The 20,217-nt window shown below is 60.2% G+C and carries 18 protein-coding genes and 2 pseudogenes; 9 read left to right on the top strand and 11 right to left on the bottom strand.

Annotated elements, in window-relative coordinates:
- Positions 1-202: hypothetical protein (locus U5A57_RS40490; protein WP_321917873.1), on the top strand; the 202-nt coding region annotated here is incomplete at its 5' end.
- Positions 203-568: 366 nt separating this feature from the next.
- Here U5A57_RS40490 and U5A57_RS40495 read toward each other — a convergent pair.
- The 4 genes and pseudogenes from U5A57_RS40495 to U5A57_RS40510 all read right to left on the bottom strand — a co-directional run.
- The gene (locus U5A57_RS40495; RefSeq protein WP_321917875.1) at positions 569-2,590 is read right to left on the bottom strand and encodes a hypothetical protein; all 2,022 of its coding nucleotides are present in this window, start codon (positions 2,588-2,590) and stop codon (positions 569-571) included.
- Positions 2,587-4,272 carry a site-specific integrase gene (locus U5A57_RS40500; protein WP_321917876.1) on the bottom strand — a complete coding sequence of 562 codons (1,686 nt, stop codon included), beginning with the start codon at positions 4,270-4,272 and terminating at the stop codon, positions 2,587-2,589. Before U5A57_RS40500 ends, U5A57_RS40495 begins: the two co-directional genes overlap by 4 nt.
- Before the next feature lie 17 nt (positions 4,273-4,289).
- Positions 4,290-5,555: a tyrosine-type recombinase/integrase gene (locus U5A57_RS40505; protein ID WP_321917878.1), complete on the bottom strand. Its 1,266-nt coding sequence runs from the start codon at positions 5,553-5,555 to the stop codon at positions 4,290-4,292.
- Between the two features lie 128 nt (positions 5,556-5,683).
- Positions 5,684-7,297 (bottom strand): annotated as a pseudogene (locus U5A57_RS40510) (PHP domain-containing protein); the annotation flags it as partial.
- A 220-nt stretch (positions 7,298-7,517) separates the two neighbouring features.
- On the opposite strand from U5A57_RS40510, the gene U5A57_RS40515 reads away from it, so the two are divergent.
- The 3 genes from U5A57_RS40515 to U5A57_RS40525 all read left to right on the top strand — a co-directional run bounded on the left by U5A57_RS40515 (position 7,518) and on the right by U5A57_RS40525 (position 8,991).
- Positions 7,518-7,856, top strand: coding sequence for a hypothetical protein (locus tag U5A57_RS40515; protein ID WP_201698509.1), 339 nt, complete (start codon positions 7,518-7,520; stop codon positions 7,854-7,856).
- Between the two features lie 116 nt (positions 7,857-7,972).
- Entirely contained in the window at positions 7,973-8,332 is a 360-nt protein-coding gene (locus tag U5A57_RS40520; RefSeq protein ID WP_321917879.1) for a hypothetical protein, read from the top strand.
- A 143-nt stretch (positions 8,333-8,475) separates the two neighbouring features.
- Positions 8,476-8,991 (top strand): hypothetical protein, encoded by a 516-nt coding sequence (locus tag U5A57_RS40525; RefSeq protein ID WP_321917881.1) that lies wholly within the window; start codon positions 8,476-8,478, stop codon positions 8,989-8,991.
- A gap of 100 nt (positions 8,992-9,091) precedes the next feature.
- On the opposite strand, the gene U5A57_RS40530 is transcribed toward U5A57_RS40525, so the two are convergent.
- Positions 9,092-10,567, bottom strand: coding sequence for a DNA polymerase Y family protein (locus tag U5A57_RS40530; RefSeq protein WP_321917882.1), 1,476 nt, complete (start codon positions 10,565-10,567; stop codon positions 9,092-9,094).
- A complete protein-coding gene (imuA, locus tag U5A57_RS40535; RefSeq protein WP_321917883.1) occupies positions 10,488-11,204 on the bottom strand; it encodes a translesion DNA synthesis-associated protein ImuA in 717 nt (238 codons plus the stop codon). Before imuA ends, U5A57_RS40530 begins: the two co-directional genes overlap by 80 nt.
- Before the next feature lie 686 nt (positions 11,205-11,890).
- Here imuA and U5A57_RS40540 point away from each other — a divergent pair.
- Entirely contained in the window at positions 11,891-12,628 is a 738-nt protein-coding gene (locus U5A57_RS40540; protein ID WP_321917885.1) for a DUF2321 domain-containing protein, read from the top strand.
- Between the two features lie 119 nt (positions 12,629-12,747).
- On the top strand, positions 12,748-13,923 hold the full coding sequence (locus tag U5A57_RS40545; RefSeq protein ID WP_321917887.1) for a hypothetical protein: 1,176 nt from the start codon (positions 12,748-12,750) through the stop codon (positions 13,921-13,923).
- Between the two features lie 133 nt (positions 13,924-14,056).
- Here U5A57_RS40545 and U5A57_RS40550 read toward each other — a convergent pair whose 3' ends face one another.
- Both U5A57_RS40550 and U5A57_RS41795 read right to left on the bottom strand, forming a co-directional pair.
- A complete protein-coding gene (locus U5A57_RS40550; RefSeq protein ID WP_321917889.1) occupies positions 14,057-14,245 on the bottom strand; it encodes a hypothetical protein in 189 nt (62 codons plus the stop codon).
- A gap of 747 nt (positions 14,246-14,992) precedes the next feature.
- Complete coding sequence (locus U5A57_RS41795) at positions 14,993-15,334, bottom strand: H-NS family nucleoid-associated regulatory protein (RefSeq protein WP_415774718.1); 342 nt, start codon at positions 15,332-15,334, stop codon at positions 14,993-14,995.
- 622 nt (positions 15,335-15,956) lie between these two features.
- Here U5A57_RS41795 and U5A57_RS40560 point away from each other — a divergent pair.
- Complete coding sequence (locus U5A57_RS40560) at positions 15,957-16,571, top strand: H-NS histone family protein (protein WP_321917892.1); 615 nt, start codon at positions 15,957-15,959, stop codon at positions 16,569-16,571.
- Positions 16,572-16,750: 179 nt separating this feature from the next.
- Positions 16,751-17,095: a hypothetical protein gene (locus tag U5A57_RS40565; RefSeq protein ID WP_321917894.1), complete on the top strand. Its 345-nt coding sequence runs from the start codon at positions 16,751-16,753 to the stop codon at positions 17,093-17,095.
- A gap of 64 nt (positions 17,096-17,159) precedes the next feature.
- Here the strand turns inward: U5A57_RS40565 and U5A57_RS40570 are convergent, their stop codons facing one another.
- Both U5A57_RS40570 and U5A57_RS40575 read right to left on the bottom strand, forming a co-directional pair.
- Positions 17,160-17,351: a hypothetical protein gene (locus tag U5A57_RS40570; RefSeq protein ID WP_028215456.1), complete on the bottom strand. Its 192-nt coding sequence runs from the start codon at positions 17,349-17,351 to the stop codon at positions 17,160-17,162.
- 334 nt (positions 17,352-17,685) lie between these two features.
- Complete coding sequence (locus U5A57_RS40575) at positions 17,686-18,390, bottom strand: hypothetical protein (RefSeq protein WP_321917895.1); 705 nt, start codon at positions 18,388-18,390, stop codon at positions 17,686-17,688.
- Positions 18,391-18,855: 465 nt separating this feature from the next.
- Between U5A57_RS40575 and U5A57_RS40580 the strand changes: the two genes are divergently transcribed.
- Complete coding sequence (locus U5A57_RS40580; RefSeq protein ID WP_321917897.1) at positions 18,856-19,176, top strand: hypothetical protein; 321 nt, start codon at positions 18,856-18,858, stop codon at positions 19,174-19,176.
- A gap of 254 nt (positions 19,177-19,430) precedes the next feature.
- On the opposite strand, the pseudogene U5A57_RS40585 reads toward U5A57_RS40580, so the two are convergent.
- Positions 19,431-20,217: pseudogene (locus U5A57_RS40585) on the bottom strand (hypothetical protein); the annotation flags it as partial.

The following is a 20,217-nucleotide window of genomic DNA, read 5'->3' on the forward strand; positions in this document are numbered from 1 at the left end:
GTTGCTGGCCGATACTACCTGCATAACTCTCCTTGGTCCCGTTGCCGGCGGATGTGGTGACGAGCGTTCGTCCGTGCGCGCGCTCAGCATCGTTTCGTTGGATTGCGACGGTTCAGAGCGTCCATCAAAAATCACGCGAAAGTACGGTTTCATAATGACTGTGACAGGTCATCTCGGGCGCTGCCCAAGTTCGTCGATCTGACGCTGTAACGAGTGCACTTGCTCCGTCAACTCGATAATTCGCCTGTTCGCGCTCACTACCATTGACTGTGCAAAGTCTCGCTGTAGCAACGCATCGGCGAGTCGTTCCTCAAGCGTTCGCCTGTGACCACGACGTTCAGCGTTGATCAGATGTCTCGACGGACGATCTGAATTGTGTAGTTCGACGTACGCCTGTATTTCTCGAACCAGCGCTGGAAACCGCGATTTCCTTAGCGCGGACGGATCGCAGCCAGCTTCGCGCGCGATATTGTTTTGGGTAACGGCCGTCCCGTGTGGCATGGTTGTCGGCTCACCATTCCGGAGTCGGTGAAAGGCATCGCGGAAGCGCATTTCGGCATTCACGCCGTCAACTTTTTTCGACAACATGCAGATAGTTCTCCATGCTTCGGCATTCTGACAGGAGCGCGTTATGGCGCGGACTGCCCAAGGGCAATCGGGACATTTCCTCCCGCGCGGTCGCGAGGTCCTGACGGATCCGATCTTCCTTGGCTTTATCGAAGAGAACGTCGGTGCAAGGGCGTCCATCATCGCCACCCGCACATCGCGCAATTGACTCAACGCCACCGTATTCGCACGCACCGGCCTTCATGCAGCCGCCGAGGCGGTGCTCACGGAACGTCACCTTTCCGCTGCGTGCCCAGGCGACAAGAGTTTTGGTGTCTTTTCCGCTGAGCAGATTAACAAGAACTGCCTCCTTTCTTCCGTGCGAGTGGGGAGAAACAAACCGCTCGCTCATCGTCGACTCGAGCTGGGCCACCATGGATTCGTACATCGCCGTAATGACTGCCGTCTCGACGTGCTCGTTAAGGCGTAAACGCGTGTACCCTCGACCGTAGTAGAGCGGCATCAATCGGGAGGCATGCTTCATATGCTGTTGCATCGAAGTGTCCGATATGAGACCTGAGGCGAACATGTTGACGGCGCCTGTTCGTCGATACTGATGCCAGGCTAGTGGCCACACCTTCCCGACATCAAATTCATCCTCCGGCAAATTTGGCGTCAGCCGGCGCGCGATCCTCAAATCTTCACTCGTAACACGCAATTGATCAGAGTCCATCAACTTTGGATAGATGTCCAGATACTGCCGGAGGCTGCACGTCTCGGCGCGAATGTCATAGGTCTTGCGATTACTGACAACCCAGGGTTCAGATGGTGCACTGAACAGAAACGGGTGGCGCGTGTCCGCTTCCGTCGTTGCGCGTGCCGGGTTTGCTTCCTCACAGTGCATTCGAAGCCGCGCAACGACGGTCATGGCTTCGATGGCAATGCTGACGCTGGGACTTGCAACCCATCGTGCGTCCGAATCCGGTTGCGTTTTGGTCGTCTCTCCGCAAATCAGTGGAACGCGTCCAAGTTTTTCATCGTCCTCCCAAACGAGACAACCGACCCTGAGCGACGCGGCTTCTTCCCGACGTTGAAGTGTGAAATTCGTAATGTATGCGAGGCCAGCAACGCTCACCAGCGTTAGGTATGCTGACAGGGAAGTTATCAGAAATCGATCGGGTCGAACTTCCAACCATCGCTGAAGCAGACTGGCTATACGAAACCGATCAGCCGTCCCAGCGAATGATCCATGTGATGTTCGAGTGTTTTGATATGTCCTGAACGGTGCCTTGCGACGATCCCTGTTGGGGTCGAGCGCTTCCTGCAAAGAGCCGTAATTCTCTTTATAGGCATTCAGACAGAACATGTAACACGCCTCAAGCTGATCGCGGTGGTTGAGGAAATCGTCCAGGCACGCGCGGAGGCGATTGAGTTGATATACCCAGATTCGTGGTGGTATGTATGGCGTCTGGACCGCGATGTGTTCTATTCTGGCAGCCGCCAGGCGTTTCATCCACTCCGTATCCAGAATGACAAAGCCGATCTGTTCCCGCGCGTCATAAAATCGATGAAATTCGGCGAGCAGGTGGCCACCCATGCCTGGCGTCGTCACATTAGGGATCTGTTCTACGATCCGAGGAAAGCGCATGAGACGATCAGCCCGAATGCCATTCTTGCTGCACAATGCGACAACGGCGCGCATACGGGTGAATTCAGACTTCAGCGTGCTCACCTTGCGCGCTGCCCGGTGCCCCCACATGCGCCATGTCAAGAGTTGTCGTAACAGGTCGGCGTTTGTGGCATCGATGGGATCGGTTCTGCAAGACTCGCCGTCGCCGAAATTCAGCGTCAATGTCCTACCTGCCATCGGCGTTAGATCCCAGACGGGATCTCCCCACAACGACAATACCTGCCCATTACGATCAATGCTCACGGGCCAGTTGCGTGGTGGTGGCCAGCCTGGAGGGCGAAAGCAGGATGCGTCTGACGTCATCCAGTCGGGTTTCATTGCCAGCCCGAATTCGCTCAATGAACTGTTCTTCATCCTTCTCCACCTTCCATAGTGACGATCAGCCGCTTCCACTCGGGGTGGTAATCGCCTTCTTCGACGCGTGTCAGGGATTCTTCTACCCATGACCGGCGCGTTGCGTTCGAACGCTGAAACCATGTCAGCTTTCTGCTGATTCGATCAATTGCGTGCTCAGCAGGATGCGTTATCCTGTCGCCTAGGGCAGGGCGGTATCGCGCCATCTCCAGAATCTTGAGGTGTCTGAAGCAGCTCAACGCCCATACATAGTCTTGCGAATCAATATCGCGATGATGCTCGCACCAGAGACAACCTGAGGCACGGGTGCAGTCGGGTAAGGGTGCGTTCCGGGGCCTGTCGGGTACTGTGCAGGGTGCGCCGTCACACTCGCCTGGAGCAATGGATTTGACGTGTGAGCTCAAGGCGAGGTGTGGGTCTGTTTGTCGCCAGAATCGCGTGACTTCTCCCATTGTGCGTTGCAGTGACGGACGCGCGTAGTTCTCGAGAAGTGATTGCCGGTGATGCTGGGCCATTTCCGCGGTCAAATCCGGGTCACCGCTGCGCCGCAGGAGCCAGTTGATCCTCGTGCTTCGCAGAACCCTCGGAGTAATCCAGCGGACGCCAACCTGTCTGCATGCCTGCTGGATCTGTATGAAGCATGGAGGGGTCGATACGAACGTCGTGAACCTGAACACCGGAAACAGGCGACTGTCGGCGGGGAATACGGAACGACGCCAGGCGAGATAGCGCTCGAAATGGCTACGGTATTCCCTGAAAATTACGAAGAGGACCTCGCCTCTGCGACGTGCCTTGTAGTCGCGGACCTTGTAACCATCGACATCGCTGGCGTAACTGAACTGGCACAACGTCAACTGATGGGCCTGCGCAAGATTCATCCCGGTCTGCGCGATAAATGTTAGCAATTCGGCCAGAATACGCATGTTCGCTATTGGGTAGCGGGTGCGGAGGGTTTTGTCGTTGTCGAACCGCTCCTTTCTCTTCTCGAATCTCCTGATGTGACTCTCACACGTTGACGGCGCAACAGGAGGAGCTGGTCTGCCCGAGTAGTGGAGTAGTTCGCCTCCGCCTGAGAGCGGGATACGAAGAGGGGAAGGGCCCCACAGTGCGTCGAGCGTGATGGCGTCGCAGATATCCTGAAGCAGACGTCCGAACGCGAACGTCTCTTCCAGGTTCTGATTTTCAGATCTTGCCCCCTGGACCTTGCGGGCAGCTCCTGGCTGCTTGAGTCGTGTCGACCTGATGATCGCGGATCGCCGTTCGAGTGCGAGGTCGAGGATAACGCCAACTGCGCGTGCCCGCGAATAGGCGGTCTTGTTGCTAAAGATCTTTCTTACCTGGGCATCGTGGGCGAGCGAATCGGTCCAATGCATATAGGCGTCGATTACGCCTCTTGACTCGAACAGGTGGCCGTTTCCGTCAACCCACCTGACAAAACTGTTCATCGCAATAACTTCATTTCGCGCTGTCGCTCTTGCGCCGCCACGGACGATCTTTGATGTGATGGCGGTGTGAATTGCACGGACGAGCTCAACACGACCGACGTGCATTTCACCCCAGCGTCCGGCCCGTATTTCCGCATAGACTGTCCTGTGGTGCGCTCCAGCAGCGCCTCTGTAAAGCCAGCGAGACAGGTCCCAGATGGTTTCACGCGATCCAAGCGCTATCTCCGGGATGGTCAAACGACTCGAACAGGCTATCAGGCATCAAAGCTGTTCCAGTTGCGGTTGCTGACTCCCGAGAAAGCCACCGTGAATTCGTTCGCAATAGCAGCCTTGATCGGGGCTTGCTGAAGGAATCTCACATAGCGCAGCGTTACCGCTTCGTCCTTGTGAAACATTGCGTCACGCACGAAAGCAATCGCGGCCGCTTCACCGGCCACGCGCAATGCAATTTCCATCAGCCACGTACCGTAAGTGCACCGGGTCTGGTGAAACCTGAACGCCGACATGAAGTGCAGCCCTTGCCGAACGGCCCGACGGCGAAGATCGGTCATGAGACGATTGAATGATTCCGGGCGGTAAGGGTTGCCGCGAGAGGTCAAAAACAGCAGATGCCGGCACTCGGCAGTGGCCTTCGCCTGCCTGGCCAGTCGTGGTATGGAGTACGAGTATCGCCGGAGCGCGTCGATCAAAAACCGAGGTACCAGCAGGTCGCCTGAAACGCTAAACTTGGTTTGCACGCCTGTGCCCGGGCCAACCGGAATTCGATATAGGTCAGTCATTGTCGGATCTGGCATGGCATCTTCGACACTGCCGACGCGTAGCGTAGTAATTGTGCCGATGCGTGCGCCTGTGAAAAAGCCAAGCGACAGCATCAGATGGATTGCATCAAGCTGTTCCGCAGCAGTGAACTCCAACAGGTTTTTTACGTGCTCAGCGCCAATGGAAGTCAGTCCGTCCTCAAGTGCAAGGCCTGGACGTGCTCGATTTGGGATAGCGAGATCAGAGGAGACGCGCATCAGCGTGCGCTCGAATCCCGTTACATCAAAGTATCGAATCACAGCCATACGATCTTTCCAGACGGGAGCATTTCGGCTCACAAAGCCTTGCACCAGCGAGAAGCGATAGAACTGGATGACGGCGCGCATTCTCGCGGTCGTCGTGCTGGGCTTCAACAAACCTGAATCCCGTTGACGGATCAGGTTTCCACGGTAGCGAACCAGACACCTGTCGGCCATGCGTTTGGGGAAGTGACGCCAGTCGATGCCTTCGGCTTCAAGCCAGTCTGCGTAGGCACACAGATGTTTCATGAGTGCCGATATGGTTTTCATATCGGAGCCGCTTACGCTTGTGGTGCGATCGGCCGCCCAGAGATTTACCTCAGACCAGCTATCGCCAGTCGACCAGAAAATCTGCGGCAGACGCTCAATGACTGGGCCAATCCGGTCGATCTCCCAATTCACGACGCCGTTTGCGATGCATTCACGCATAGGCGTGAATCTGATGTACTCAAGAAGCGCCATAGCAGATCATCAGTGTGGGCTCAACCAGAGAAAGCCGGACGCGGAAGACTTCTTCGTTCGTGGGTTATTTTTCTGTTGTTCGATGTCCATGGGATGACACAAACGAGTTGCGCGTCCACGGCCTGCAATTCGCGGTTGTCCTTATCCCACTGGATGATTGACCTGTCAACCATCGCGGCGTTCTCAATTGGCACCAGGCGCGAGAGCTTGCCGCTGCTGATGACGAACCCGCCGCTGTGCTGCGACAGATGACGCGGAAAGCCAAGGAGCAGCGTGGCGAAATCGGCCCACTGCACAATGAGCGGCGCCTGTGGGTCGAGGCCCGCATCCTCAAAGCGGCTGAGCAGGTCTTCCTTCGAGTCGAACCAGTGATGTGCCTTCGCGACCCGGTCGACGATGGCCAGGTCAACGCCGAGCGCCTTGCCCGCCTCCCGCAGCGCACTGCGGGGACGATAGGTTGTGACGGCAGCCGTCAACGCGGCGCGCTCGCGTCCGTACTTGCGATAGATGTACTGGACGACTTCCTCGCGCCGCTGGTGCTCGAAGTCGACGTCAATGTCTGGCGGCTCGCCGCGTTCCTTGCTGATGAAGCGCTCGAACAGCATCGACGAACGTGCGGGGTCCACCTCGGTGACGCCGAGGCAATAGCAGACAGCGGAGTTGGCAGCCGAGCCGCGTCCCTGGCAGAGAATCCCCTCGTTGCGTGCGAAGCGCACGATGTCGTAGACCGTCAGAAAGTAAGGCTCGTACTTCAGGTCCGCGATGAGCGCGAGTTCGTGCTCGATCTGCGCCTGTACCTTGTGCGGAATGCCCGCGGGCCAGCGCCTGTGCGCGCCAATGTAGGTTTCCTGGCGCAGGTAGGCCTCGGGCGTGAAGCCTTCGGGCACAAGTTCGTCCGGATATTCGTAGCGGAGCTCGTCGAGCGAGAACGTGCAGCGACGTGCAATCTCGACCGTCTCGGCGAGCGCACGTGCCGGATAAAGATTGGCCAGACGTAACCTCGAACGCAGATGCTGTTCGGCGTTCGGCGCGAGGTCATAGCCGCACTCGGCAACCGGCCTTCGGAGACGGATGGCAGTCAACACATCCTGAAGCGGTTTGCGCGAGCGGACATGCATGACCGGCGCGCCGGTGGCTACCACGGGTACGGCATGGTGCGCTGCAGCCCGCTCGATCGCGCCGCGATGCAGGTCGTCCATCGCGCGGGCATGAAGCGTGAGCGCAATTCGCGCGCGTTCACCGAACGTCGCTGCGAACCATTCGAGTTGCGCATCAAGGCGCGTCTCATTCGACGGGTACTCCGGGATGAGGATCGCCATGCAGTCCGGCAGTCCCTTCAGGTGTCCGTGAGAAGCTTCCGGGTGATCCAGGTCGCGTGTGGCGAGCCGGTAGCTGCCCTTGTCCGCGCGCATGCGCGCGAGCGTGATCAACTCGCTGAGATTGCCGTAGCCCTCCCGCGTCATGGCCAGGGCGGTAAAGCGCAAGGTGTGCGAGCCGTCAGCATTCGTCAGCGCAAACTCGGCCCCCACGATGAACGGGATACCCGCGGTTTTCGCTTCGACGTGCGCGCGCACGACCCCGGCCAGCGAGCACTCGTCCGTGACGGCGATTGCTGCATAGCCCAGTTGCGCCGCACGCGCGGCGATGTCGTCGGCGTGCGAGGCACCGCGGAGGAAGGAGAAATTCGACGCGCACTGGAGTTCGGCATACGCCGGCAGTCCGCCAAAGTCAGGTGCAGGCATAGATTGCGCGCGCGGCCCAGCCGGCACCCGATCCGTTGGACCCGGACGCCCTGATTCCTTCTTTCCGCCCTCGATACTGTATATTTATACAGTGGTACTCTAGCGCAAACCGGCTGGCTGGCCAAAATATCGGCTTCTCCCCGGAATGAGCCGGACTCCGGCGGGCTAACATCGCGGAAAATCCGGCCACGACCGGTTCACAGCAAATGGAGCACAAACGATGGGACAGGCAAAACAGCGCGGCACGCAGGAGCAACGCATCGCGCAGGCAAAGGCGAAGATAGATGCGTTGCGCCCGGAAAAGCTGGTGTGCGGCGCATGCAAGACCGCATTCAGCGATTTCGACGCGCTCGACACGCGAAACATGGCGGGTATCCAGGCTGCATTCGGCGGGATCTGTCCGTCGTGCGGAGAGACGGTGCTGTCCTTCAGCGGCGAGAAGGACGCTGTCGCGAACGCCATGCTCGCGTGGCAGGACGCGATGGAAAATGAAAGCAAGCTTGGCAAGCAGTCGTCGACGGGCGAACACGTACCCTTCGATGAACAGAAAGACGCATGACGGTTTGCAGGCGCATGAGCGTGGCATTGCATGGTCCGGGCTGACGGGCCAGAGACGGGATTGACTACCACTACACATATCGCGCGGCAAAGCCCCGCGCGCAGGGAGGACCGGGCATGAGCATGCACGACAACGCTGAGGTACTCCTCGCGTGGTTTCGCGAACGCGCAAGCGCGACGGTGAGCGAGATTGTGGCGTCCGGACTGATGAAGTCCCGCACGGCTTCCGATGCTGTGCAGTACGCGCTGCGCAATGGGGCGCTTGAGCGCATCGTGCGTTCAGGTGCAAGCGCGAGGGACCGCGTTCACTATCGGGTGACCGGAGTCGCGTTGCCCGCGCCCCGGGCGCAGTCGGGCCAGCTGTCGTTTGATGGTCTGCTGACCGCGTGGGGCATCGTTCTTGAGCCGCCCCGGCTTCTGTCGACGGAGTCCCGCAGGCACCAGATTTCCGATGGCGGATTGCCAGATAGCGAGTAGCAGGAAAGCGTTGCTGACGACATGGAAGCGCTCTGCTTCTGGGAGGCCTGCGATACAGGAGAGGGCGACTGCCATTGTGACCGGGAGATCGACGTCCTGAGGCAGCTTCTGTCGTGGATCGCCTTTGAGGGTCAGCGACCGGATTGAAGCGCGACAACAATCCTGCTGTTATCGAGGGAAAGCATCCTTATTCCTTCCCTGTCATGGCCCGAACCAGGCAAGGCGCGTCGAAGCGCCGCTGCGGCATTCCATTGGCGGTTCGTTTGCTGCCCCTCCCGGAGAGTGCGGTGCGTCAGCGGATGATCGCGTATCACCTCACACTTTCCAGCCTCCGGCTGCAGCGCGGCGATCTTGCGCATTTCGTGACGATGGCACAGACCATCGTCAGTACGTCACACCTCTTCGATGCGGGGTATGGCCGGGCGCGCATTGAGGGCTTGACCGAAGCGCACGACGCGCTCGAGCGCAGCCTGCGCGCGGCGCTGGCGTCTGGCATCTGGGGTATCGATCCGGCAACCTTCGAACTGTTCGCAGAACTGCTGACGTTACACGAGGAGCAGTTGCATGTCGCTCCACTCGAAGCCGTCATCCATTCCTCACAACCCGCTCACCTGAGTCGGGCAGACGGGATCCGGAGCGTTCACCGGGCGGCGGCATGACGATCCGGCCAGAGGATGTCCGGGGGCCGTTCTGCGCAAAGGCGCGCTCCCGGCGGAAAACCGGATCCCGACGGTAACGCCCCGTGGCAACGCCCGCATTTCAGCCAAACAGGCCGTGAAGAAACCAGCGGGGCTCGCGCTCATCACGACTGCCGACGCGCTCACGAAATACCCAGTAGTGCAAACTGTTTTCGGCTTCGGCGACGAAATAGTCGCGCGTCACGATGTGGCCGTCCTGCCAGCCACATTCAATCCGCTCTCCGGGTGACACCATCCGCAGCGATGTGCCGTAGAACGGGCGGTGGCCACGCATGATGAGCTGGATGGGCACCTCAAGAAGCCACGCCGGGCGTGGCAGATCCCGCGGCAGATCGGTGCGTGAGGGTTTGATATCGCTGCTGACTGGCACCCACTGCGCGGCGACTTCGGGGCGGAAGTCGGCGACGGGTGCCGCTCTCATCACATTGCCTGAACCCAGCCTTGCCGTGAGCAGTTCCATGAGGCGCGCGTGGTCCTGGGGCGAGCCGCCCGGTTCCGGAAACAGCGAGTCACTTGGTGCCTCAGCTTCCCGTACATCCTTTGCTTCGAGCCTCAATGCAATGACCGGCGCCGCGAGTTCGATCCGCGAGAGTCGCTCCTTCAGCAGCCGCACGAGGTGTTCCTCGTGCCACGTCGGCTCGCCTAGGGCGACTTCCACGTCGGTGGGAGGAATCGCATCGCGGCCGCGCTCGTGCTCGAGCGAGACAACGAAACGCGCGACGGCAAGCTGGCGGGCGGCAAGCCATCCCGTCATCTGCAGCGTAAGCCGGCGCGCGGCGAAGAGCGCCGCTTCAACATGCTCAATGCGGTCCGGCAACTCGACGCGGGCATCGAACGCGGGCGGCATCGTGAGCCATTCGTGGACTTTGGGTGCCTCGCCCTTCGCGCGGTCAAGCGCATCGAGCAACGCGGTGCCACAGCGCTTTTTCAGTCCGGCGCGCGGCAGGCGCGTCACGTCATCGATCGTTGTGCATCCAAGACCCTCAAACCATTCGGCGAAACGTCTCGCGGCAGGCAGCACGCCCAGAGGGATGCGCCTGAGTACACGCGAAAGGGACTGCTGTGTGAGCGCAACGCCACCACCGGCGCGCGCAATGAGCCAGGTGGCCTCGGCGGTCGGTGCGATCGAAGCCGTGCACGTCACGCCGAAGTCTGCAACCGTGCGACGCACGCGCCGGCGAAGCGCGCGCAGGCCACCGAAAAGCCGCAGGCTGGCGGTCACATCTGCGAGAACGACGTTCTCGTCGGCGATCACAACGTTTGGCGTGAACTGGAGCAGGGCGAATGCGACACCCCGTACCGTCTGCTCTTCACGCGTGAGCTCACGCTCCCTGAGATCGGCGTTCGGCGCGAGCGTGAGCACGCCGCCCCGGCGCATGCCGACGACCACCCCCTGCGCCCGCGCGGCTGCGTCGGCATCGAGCACGCGGCCTTTTTCCAGAACAACGAAACCGTTGTCAGACACCGGCATGTACCAGGTTGGGCAGAAGCTCTCGATGGGCAGGCGTGGCAGATGAACGCCGATCCAGTGGTGCATGACGATTCAGGAGAACAGGCGAAGGGGAGAGCGCAACGAATACGGGCTTGTCGCGATGCGGTCCACGGCGTTTGATGAATGAGACGTTCACGCCGTCGGGCGCCGCGTCGATCGAGATACGCAACGGAGCGGGGGACGTCGCCTGCGCCGCGGCCGGAGGACGAAAGAGGAACAGCAACGTATCCGCGCGCTGCGCGGCGAGGTGCAGGCGACGTAGCGCCTCCGGGCGGACCTGCTGCTGCCAGAAAAGCAGCGCCCCCGCGGTTCCGGCACGAAGGATCTGTTCCGCTGCCCAAAGGCTGTCTGCGGTCGTGGCTGCCTTGAGCACGCGGATGTTTTCAGCGCCCACACCCCACCAGGTGAACGCTGCCGGCTGAAGTCTGTGCGGAGGCTGGAGAACGAAGACAGGCCGGGTCGCGACGGCTTCAAGCGCGGCTTTAAGCAGGCGCAGTTCGCCGCAGCCCGGTTGCGGGACGATCACCTCGGTCAAGGCCCCCGTCGGCCAGCCGTGGCCCGGCAACTCCGCGTCGAGCGCCTCGTGTCCGCTCGTCACCGTGCGGCCGTGGGCGGAGCCCAACTGCGAGGCTCGCCACAAATCCGGGTGTATCGCCTCGACGTTCAGTAGCGGCAGCGTCATGGTGCCCCCAATAAATACCTGTATATATATACAGTGATCGTAACCGCTCCACCCAGAAAAGTCACCCGGGGATGTGTCGGTAGTGTGCGACTTCCGGGCCGGTCAGCGAGCCAATACGGCGACCGAAAGCGGTCAACGCGTGGTCGATGACCCGGTCGAGGGAAAGGCTGACACTTTGAGTTACGTGGGAGTCCGGCGCCGGGCGCGTGATTCGTTGGCCACCCGGGTGCAGCGACCCAGGTGCCGCCGCACGGGCTGCGCGCAGTTGGTTCGGGCGCGACCCGCTCCCCGCACATATTTCGGTGCCGGAGTGCGTCGGGGACGGGATGAATTGTCTCCGCACTGCGGAGACAATTCATCCTCGCAAATGCGCAGGCAACGAAGTTCGGGCCTACGGAGTGGCGCCCCAATCAGGTGAGCTGGGTCGCGGGGCAACTGGTAAACTATCCTCGATTATTTTGGTTGGGTATAAATTATCTTCGTTCGGATAATTGATGATAATTGCGCTTCCCGGGACATCTTCGGGGCTCGTCCAGATTCGTGCGTCGCCAGGCATGGCGTCAGTTCATGAGCCAGAAAGCGACGATAGCCTGATCGCGCTCTGAAACGGGTTGATCGCGGGGGGAATGACCCGCCAGAGCAGCTAACGGTCCTTTAGAATCACCAGATTCCGATAACGACAGCGGATGACCGTGGTGCAGGAAACTCAAACATATGTGTGCCGTAACGGCCATGTCCGGACGGACCAGTTCGACCCCGATGCAGCTCCGCCAGGCGGACGTTGCCTCATCTGTGGGGAGCCACTGCTGGGTCATTGCATTCACTGCAACGCACGCATTCCTGGCAAACCCCGGGCACCGGGCGTCATCGTCGCAAACTGGTCGTTGCCCAGCCGCTGTCCTCAATGTGGCGCAGCCTATCCGTGGGCTGAACACGTATCCAGTTCGGGTAACGCCAGCAACGCCGTCGCCCGCGTTGAGCAGATCTGTCAGCGCTTCCATCTTGTCGCGAGGCGATTGGCGCGGCGTCATGCAAACCGCCGGACGATCGCCGTTGACGACGAGTACGATGTGCAGGACCTCCTTGCGGCCATGCTCGCTGCGGACTTCGACGATGTCCGCGATGAGGAGTTTTCTCCGTCCGTCGCGGCACAAAACAGTCGCATTGACTTCGTCCTGGTCGGTCCGGGCATCGCGGTCGAAACGAAAATGACGCGTGAAAACCTGACGGACAAGAAGCTCGCGGACGAGTTGCTCGTTGACATCAGGCGATATTCAGAACATCCAGAAGCCCAACACCTTGTCTGCTTTGTCTATGATCCGCAGCTTCGGGTCAAGAATCCCGCCGGTCTCGTGCGGGATCTCGAGAAAACCGTGACACGGTTTGAGACGCTGCGAGTCGTCATTGCGCCGCGCGGGATCTAGCCAGAATCTGTCGCCGACTGTCGCCGCGACGCCGCCCGGATCGCTTGCCCTCCGGGTTATACTGAATTACCTTTTTAAGGTATAATTTATCCATACGTAGATAATTCAAGGTAATGACCATGTCGCAGTATTTCACCAGACAAAAGCTGGCCGCAGACTACTGCCACGCACTGACGGGCGATGGACTGGTGGACGCGAGTTCCGGCCTGTTCCTGGCCGCACCGCGGCGCACCGGCAAGACGACCTTTCTGCGGCGCGACCTGATGCCCGAGGCCGTCGCGAGGCAATGGCTGCCGGTGTATGTGGACTTGTGGGAGTCGCAGCAGACGCCGCCAACGCGACTCGTCGCGACGGCTGTGGTCAACGCACTGCGAATCGAGCAAAGCCGGATTGCCGACGAACTTGCCCTGAAGTCCGGCATGAGCGCCGCGGCCGTCACCCTTGAAGATTACGGGCTTGAAAACGTCGGGGCGCCGGACGGCAAGACACTCGCGGTCGCGCTTCGAACACTGTCAGAGGTAGCCGGCAAGCCGGTGATGCTCGTCGTCGATGAAGCGCAGGAGGTACTCAATTCTGCCGATGACCTGATGTTCTCGCTCAAGTCGGCGCGCGACACCGTAGGCGTCGATGCGCACGGTGCCCGGCGACTTTTCATCGTATGCACGGGCTCACATCGCGACAAACTCCTGCACCTCGTGCTCACGAAGAAGCAGCCGTTCTACGGAAGTTCTGTTCAGCCTTTTCCGTTTCTTGGTCGCGACTACGTTGATTGGTACACCGGGCGGATCAATCAGCACCTGGCAGAAGACAACCGGTTTGAACCCGATGCCGTATTTGACGCGTTCAAGCTGGTGGGCCACCGCCCCGAGGTCCTGAAGAAAATCATCTCGGAAATTGCATTGGATGAAGGGGCTGCGCACAGTCTTGGAGAGCGGCTGGCTCGCGGCGCCATCGCACGGCAGGATGAAATCTGGGACGAGTATTCGCGAGCGTACGACAACCTGAGCAGGCCGCAGCAGGCAGTGCTCAGCCTGCTTGTCGAAGGTGGACCACAATTCGAACCCTTTTCTGAAGTGACCATCACCGCCTGCTCGCGGATTGTCGGTTCGACTCTCGCCGCGACTCACATCCAGAAGGCGCTCGACGCACTCCGCAAGAAAGACCTGGTATGGCGTTCGGCCCGTGGGGAATACGCGTTAGATGACTCGTCATTCGGAGACTGGTTCAAGCGGAAGAGCGAGATGAAAGCCGACGCGTCTGCAACGACAGGCGACCTCGCGACGCCAGGCTCCTGAAGCCGTTTTTAGCGGTACGCCCGGTGTCGTCTTGAGGGGGCGGGGACCTGGAAATCGGACGTAAGTCCGATACTCCCTTCGGCTTGACGGGGAAGACGCAGAAAGCACAACGGGCCTTGCGGCCTGTTGCTGGTCAGCGCTCAAGCCGCCATTCGGGCAGCTCGGGAAATGCACTTCGTGTCGATGTTTTCGCCCGCTTGAGCAGCTGCGCCTTCATCCCGCAAGTGACTACGACCGTTTTCCTGCTGGAGCGCGAAACACGCACCACGACGGTCGGCGAGGTCGCCACATCCGGCCTGGGCTTCTTCAGGGATTCGCTCATGGCAATCAGTTCCTTTACACCGGGATAGTCTGGCAGCGCTATCCATGCCGGGCTTTGCGCGGCTCACGCGCGTCAGCTTGGGGGGGGCGGCGTCGTGCGCGAGCGCTGCGAAGAAGAGTAGAGCCCTTTCCCAAGGAGCATGTCGATCTTCACCGGCCGTCCATGCGCAGGTGGCTTACCGGCTATCGTTTCTCTCTCGTGCGAAACGTCCATGTCCGCTGTGCAGGATACCTGAATGTATCGTGAATAGTGCGCGTGCGAACGGGGAGGACGAGCGCGACTTGAGCGAAAATAACGTTTCATGGCTGCGTCTGCGATCGACATGTCTGGATTCAGGCACTTCCTGAACGCCGCAGTCTGGGCAACTTCGTCACGCTCGCGTGGGCCATTTTGCCTGATGACGAAGATCTGGCAATCTTGCGTATCTTCGCGATGAATCTGCTGGACGCGGTTGCGAGAGACGGCCAGATTCTGGCAACGTTGGTTCCAGCTTTTCCCGGGACTGGCTCATTTTCAGCAAACAGGTGCTTCGCGAGCCGTCATGTCCCAGGTGCAGCAACTCTGCGATCAGTTTACGGTGCGTAACTCTCAGTGACTGGCCAGTTTGCGCGGGAAGCGAGGCACATAGCCGTTCGCTTCATGCCTGAAGCCTTATTCCTCAGCAGACGCGAGTCACATCACGTGAATGTCCAGGCATCTGGAGCAAGGAAGATGATGCCGGATCTCAGGTCCGGGTTGTCTCGGCTTTCAGGCGCTCACGCCCTCTGTTTTGATTGTTGTGGCCAGTCTCGAGCCGGCAAACGGGTCATTGCGCCAGTCGGCGCCGGTGCGCTTGCGCGGGTCGCGATTTGACGCGCCGTCAATTGCGAAATGCTCAAGAGACTGGCCGGCACTGATTGCCTGAACCACCCATTGTGGCGGAGCGCCTTTGCCGTCCCATGTGTTGCCCGAAGCGTCGCGGAAACGCACTGCCCGCAAACGCTCCTGATCGGCTGCAATTGAAGCAGCAATGTCTTCCGGTTCGATTCCAAATTCGGCCATCCGTCGTCGCAGATAGGCCACGATGCTTTCGCGTTTTCTCTCATCCATCTGGTGTATTCTCCGCGCAACAATCTGTCGTTGGGCTGGTGATTGCAAATCGCGTGCCGCCAGGATGCCACGCGACCCAACGCTGCCCATACCAGGGCAGCGAAGAGGGTGGAGCATGGTTAAATCATATTTTGCTGGGAGCGGCGCACGGGAGGCGCCGCGGCTGGCGACCGCCATGAAAGCAGTATAAAACAACCTATACATGACACCAGGTTTGCTTGCGCACGTTGAGTCTTCTTTTGTTGCGTTCGTGATTTATCGTGCGCAATGAGCAGGCGCATCGCTGACTCAAGACCCATACCTCCCCGACCAACGATACCGGGTACATGGCTGGATAATAGAGAGACGGCCATTTTGCGGCGCAATAGCATTCAAATAAAGAAAGGCAGCGTTGCGGGACGTACAGGCAACATCGGGCGCGCATCTACTCCTGAACTCCAGTGACGTTCGAATCGTTGCGCGCTGCCCTTTCAATTTGCACGGACGTACTGATAAAGTCATAATCACGACCGCGACGACCGCGTCAATTCTGACGGGAAGACCGAACTTCGAAGTGCCTGGCAAACACGCCAGGGAAGTTTCAGGATCGCATGAACGGTAAACTCCACATCGAGGAATAGAAATGGTTACCCTGGACGCAATCAACTCGAAAATTGCCAAACTGCAGAAGCAGGCGGCAACGATTGCCGAAAAGCAGTCGTCGGTGGGCCTGACGAAAATCCGTGACCTGATGCAAAAGCACGGCCTGACTGTCGCCGACATCGAAGGCTTTGTTGCAAAACGACGCGGTCGTAAGCCTGGGACCACGCTGGCGAAGGCGGCAGCAAAAGCCCCGGGCGCGGTCGTGCATCACGTTGCGCCGAAATACGCGGATCCGAAAACGGGTGCGACGTGGTCGGGCCGGGGTCTTGCGCCGCTCTGGATTCGCGACGTCAAGGATCGCTCGAAATTCCTGATTGAAGCGGGTGCAACGGCGAAGACTGCCGACGCAAAGGCAGCGCCTGCAAAGAAGGGTGCTGCGAAGAAGGCAGGCGCAAAGCGTGTCGTGGCTAAAAAGGCGGTGAAGACGGCAGTCGCCGCGAAAAAGGCTGGCCGCGCAGCGGCGGCTCCTGCAAAGGGCGTGCGTGGGCGCAAGGCCGCAGCACCCGCGAAAAAGGCATCGGTGCCGCGCAAGGTCGCAGCCAGAAAGGCACCGGCCGCAGTTGAGGCTGCTGCCACGCCTGCAGTCGCAGCATAACGGGTAACGGCGGTAACGGGCGATCCAGTCGTAGCTGGCGCAGTGACATGCTGGCCACGCCGCATTCACGGCCCGCTACGACTGATTGCTCAGGTCCCTTCGTGCGTCGCCTCACGTGAGAGCGGCGCGGTGTTTGTACATCAGGAAGTGCGGACACAGCGCCGCGCGCCGTCAACTGAATGGCTTACCGTTTCGCGCTCGTATCTCTTGCGTTGCCAGTTGACTGTCCACCCGAGTCGATTCCTCCGGCGGTTGGTCGGTTGATCGCGGCCGCATGGAATGGCATGAGCCGCGCGCAGCTCGTGGACCGTGCCCGCCGGCTCGACATGCGTGCATCGCTGCGGGCGCAGCCCGGTATCGGAGCGGATGGGCTGACGCAGTTCAGGCTCACGCTCAGTTTTGCGAACGGAAGCTTCGAGCTGATCGCCCATGTACGCCGTGTCATTCGTCGACGCACGGGCGCGCGACGCCAGAAACCGTCATTGCCTCCAGCGCGCGATATCAGGCAACAGAGCCTTTTCTGAGTTTTGCCGAGGCACGGGCACAACGCCTGCCGACACCCAGGCATCACCGCTGAAAAGAAGCCCGCTAGAGGATCCTGAGATTGCGAATCTTTCCGATTGCCGGTGAGCGTTCGACGATCAGGTTCGCGATGAACTCAGGCAGCAGGGCGCGCGGCACGTTCGCGGGGATATCGGTGACGAGCTGCGAAGGCACCTGAACGATGAATTCCTCCGGCGCCGTGGCGAGACTATGTTCGTATGCAACGCGGATTTCCATGCTGTTATCTTTCGGTGGTTGCCGGGAGTGCATGCAATGTGCGCAGGCTTGTGGACTCAGTGTAGCGCGCGATACACCTGTCCTTGTTCTGTTGTGAGCACTTGTGCGCTTTTGCCGACCATTGCAGGCTGCACCGCCCGCGACTCCATTTCCCTGTATTGCAAGCCCGGCGGTTTGGTGTCCGCCTATGGGGACCGGTTACCTTCAGGTGCCGGAATAAACGTATGACGTTTGCGTGAGCCTCTCTCACGTCCGCACGTCCTTGTTCACCGGCGGCCTTTAATGCACATGAGCAGACTGATGTGCCATTGCACGACGGGGCGCGTTGACGACGCTATCGTGCAACCTGGAGATGACTGTCGTTAGCGCGGGTGTCACGCGCGACGCTACCCACCAGCTTTCCGAGGTAATCGCTCGCCTTGAGGACGATCTCCATTCGGGTCACGCTGAGCGCGCGGTCGTATTCATTGACAACGGCGGTGAGACCGTCAGTCAACGATTCAGGCACATTCCAGACGCCAGTGCGGTCTGCCTGACTGAGCACCTCTCCGAGGCCACGCTCAACAGGTTCGATCTCCGCGATATCGAGCTGCCCATGTCCCGCCCGGTTGATGAAGCTCGTGATGATGATGATCTGCGAGAGCAGATTCACCAGCGAGCGATCCGCTTCTCCACTGCGCAGACGTTCGAGCGCAATCCGTGCACGTAGCGCAAGGTCCGAGGATTCCTTGCGGGGCATAGGAAGAAAGAGCGATTTTGCATGCGCACTGGCAGACGGACGACGCGGGGCGCGATAGTTCTTGTTTGACATGTTCGACAGCTGGCGAATGGATTTCGGGTTCGCATATTGGGACGCCTCACCCCAGGGCAAGAGCACCCGTCGAAATTTGTCGGTGTCTCGCCGGTCGTCGCGTTTTCTGTGTGGTCGCCTTTCGATGCCTCGATGCTGCCTCATCGCGAAACCGCCTACAAACGCGACTAACTGTCCGCGCGCCGCAACACCGGCAAACGCCTGACGGCGGCCTCCGCTTTCCTGCATTGGTGGCACTCTCCCACGAACTGCTGGAAAGTCGGAGCAGGCAGAGGGGCATGGTTGTCCGGGTCAGGAAGAAAACAACCGTGCCTTCCTTGCGCTGATTGCGCAGACGGAGCCGGAGTCTGTCAGCGAGCTCGCGTTCAGGATGGGAGACGCAAACCGAATCGGTCGAGGACCTTGAAGACACGCGGGAAAGACCGGCTGATTCACCTTGAAACGAGCTTCGGCCCGTCAGATGGCGTCGCGGGCCGCATTGCCCGCGATGTCCTTCCAGGAATGCTACGCGGGAGCGATTCCGCTGTTCAGCGGACATTGGAACAACGGACCCGGTGAGTAGTGAGCGATGAGCAGGCGTTAGAATAGCCGTCCTGGTAGCCGTAGCCGCCTGTGACGCATCCGCCTGACCAGCGGAAACAGGGCGCGTGTTGCCGCAGGTGCGCGGCACAAGGATTGTGGGAGCAAAAGCAGATGACCGATGAACTACGGGCGAAGATTGGTGCTGTCGCAGGCAAGCTCGTGCAGGAAGCAATGGCGACCGGACTGACCTGGGAAGAGATCGTCGCCGCGTTTGGCCTGGCCGCAAAGGCGACCGCGCAGGCAGCAGCGAGCGCGGGCGACGCGCCGGCTGATGAATGCGTTGCACGCGCGCGCAGCTGTCTGGAAGATGCCTTCGAGCAGGATGTCCACGTCGTCATTGCGGATGGCGGTGCACCAAAGGGCGACGCCGAAGCCGACGACAATCCGCTTCTGGCAACTGCCCGCCGTCGTCACGCGTCCAGACTCCATTGAGCCGCAGGCGATCACCGCACTGTGGATTACCTGGCACACCCTGATCAGTATTCCCAGGAAAACCCGGGAGAAAAATCCGGCCTCCGGGAGCCTCGCACACCATCTTCCAGATGATTCCCTCAACGGTAAGCCCGGCGATGCAGGTCGATGGCAAGTCGACCTGACAGGGCGCAGCTTTTGTGCGTACCGGAACCGGGCCCCCCTGATGCGCCTTATGCATCATGGTGCGAAGGGCCTGGCACGCGACTACAGGCTCACAACAGGATCGCCTGCTGCAGCAGTTCCAGGGCCTTCAGTTCGTCCAGGCGACCCGTGCGTGCCTTGCCTGCGAGCGTCTTGAGCAATGCTTCCGCTATCGGCTCGATACCGTGAAGATTGTCCAGGCTCGTCACGGAAGCGAAGGGGAGGGCTGCCGGGTTTCGCTGCGGGACTGCGGACGCGGCGAACGACTCAGGTGCTGACGCTGTAGCTGGCGGGGCCCCGTCACCATGTTCTTCAGGCAGGCGACCGGTAACGTCGTCGGGAAAACCATTGACAGGATCTTGCGTGCTGGCAACGATCGCCTCCTGCTCGCCCGCCACATCCGTCGAAACCGGTGAGGGGTTTTGTGGATCGCCCGCCCGCACGCGCCGTCCACGCGCCTTCGCACCGGTGGCCTTCGCCGGCACGGCATCGTTTGTTGCGGGCACAACCGATTCGTGCTGCCTGGCGGAGACGCGTCCGCGGGACGCAGGGGCAAGCATACGCGACACCGACGCAGGTATATCGGCTTCAGAGCGCGGGGTGTCCAGCCAGCCAGCTGGCAAACCAAGCCGCTCCGTGAACCGGTTTGCTTCGACAGCGTCCAGGCGCTTCTTGCCATGCAGCCGGTGGGCCATGTTGGACCCACTCAGGTCCATGACCACACCAAGCCTTGCTTTCGATCCGTTGCGACTCGTGAGAACGTGGAGGTTGGCGCGCCGGATGTTCTCCACGTCGGCGCCATCGTTCAGAGCCAGCGATTGCTGCCGGGTCGTTTCAGGAGGCGTTCTGTCTTTTGCG

This window comes from Paraburkholderia sp. J11-2 (assembly GCF_905220185.1).
Taxonomy (GTDB): Bacteria; Pseudomonadota; Gammaproteobacteria; order Burkholderiales; family Burkholderiaceae; genus Paraburkholderia.

Excerpts from the sequence above, each read along its gene's own strand:
- U5A57_RS40520 (WP_321917879.1), top strand. The coding sequence starts at position 7,973 with ATGAGCATGCACGACAACGCTGAGGTACTCCTCGCGTGGTTTCGCGAA.
- U5A57_RS40505 (WP_321917878.1), bottom strand. The coding sequence starts at position 5,555 with ATGGCGCTTCTTGAGTACATCAGATTCACGCCTATGCGTGAATGCATC.
- U5A57_RS40550 (WP_321917889.1), bottom strand. The coding sequence starts at position 14,245 with ATGAGCGAATCCCTGAAGAAGCCCAGGCCGGATGTGGCGACCTCGCCG.
- U5A57_RS40540 (WP_321917885.1), top strand. The coding sequence starts at position 11,891 with ATGACCGTGGTGCAGGAAACTCAAACATATGTGTGCCGTAACGGCCAT.
- U5A57_RS40575 (WP_321917895.1), bottom strand. The coding sequence starts at position 18,390 with ATGCAGGAAAGCGGAGGCCGCCGTCAGGCGTTTGCCGGTGTTGCGGCG.
- U5A57_RS40495 (WP_321917875.1), bottom strand. The coding sequence starts at position 2,590 with ATGAAGAACAGTTCATTGAGCGAATTCGGGCTGGCAATGAAACCCGAC.
- U5A57_RS40545 (WP_321917887.1), top strand. The coding sequence starts at position 12,748 with ATGTCGCAGTATTTCACCAGACAAAAGCTGGCCGCAGACTACTGCCAC.
- U5A57_RS40570 (WP_028215456.1), bottom strand. The coding sequence starts at position 17,351 with ATGGAAATCCGCGTTGCATACGAACATAGTCTCGCCACGGCGCCGGAG.
- U5A57_RS41795 (WP_415774718.1), bottom strand. The coding sequence starts at position 15,334 with ATGGATGAGAGAAAACGCGAAAGCATCGTGGCCTATCTGCGACGACGG.
- U5A57_RS40560 (WP_321917892.1), top strand. The coding sequence starts at position 15,957 with ATGGTTACCCTGGACGCAATCAACTCGAAAATTGCCAAACTGCAGAAG.
- imuA (WP_321917883.1), bottom strand. The coding sequence starts at position 11,204 with ATGACGCTGCCGCTACTGAACGTCGAGGCGATACACCCGGATTTGTGG.
- U5A57_RS40515 (WP_201698509.1), top strand. The coding sequence starts at position 7,518 with ATGGGACAGGCAAAACAGCGCGGCACGCAGGAGCAACGCATCGCGCAG.
- U5A57_RS40580 (WP_321917897.1), top strand. The coding sequence starts at position 18,856 with ATGACCGATGAACTACGGGCGAAGATTGGTGCTGTCGCAGGCAAGCTC.
- U5A57_RS40530 (WP_321917882.1), bottom strand. The coding sequence starts at position 10,567 with ATGCACCACTGGATCGGCGTTCATCTGCCACGCCTGCCCATCGAGAGC.
- U5A57_RS40565 (WP_321917894.1), top strand. The coding sequence starts at position 16,751 with ATGGCTTACCGTTTCGCGCTCGTATCTCTTGCGTTGCCAGTTGACTGT.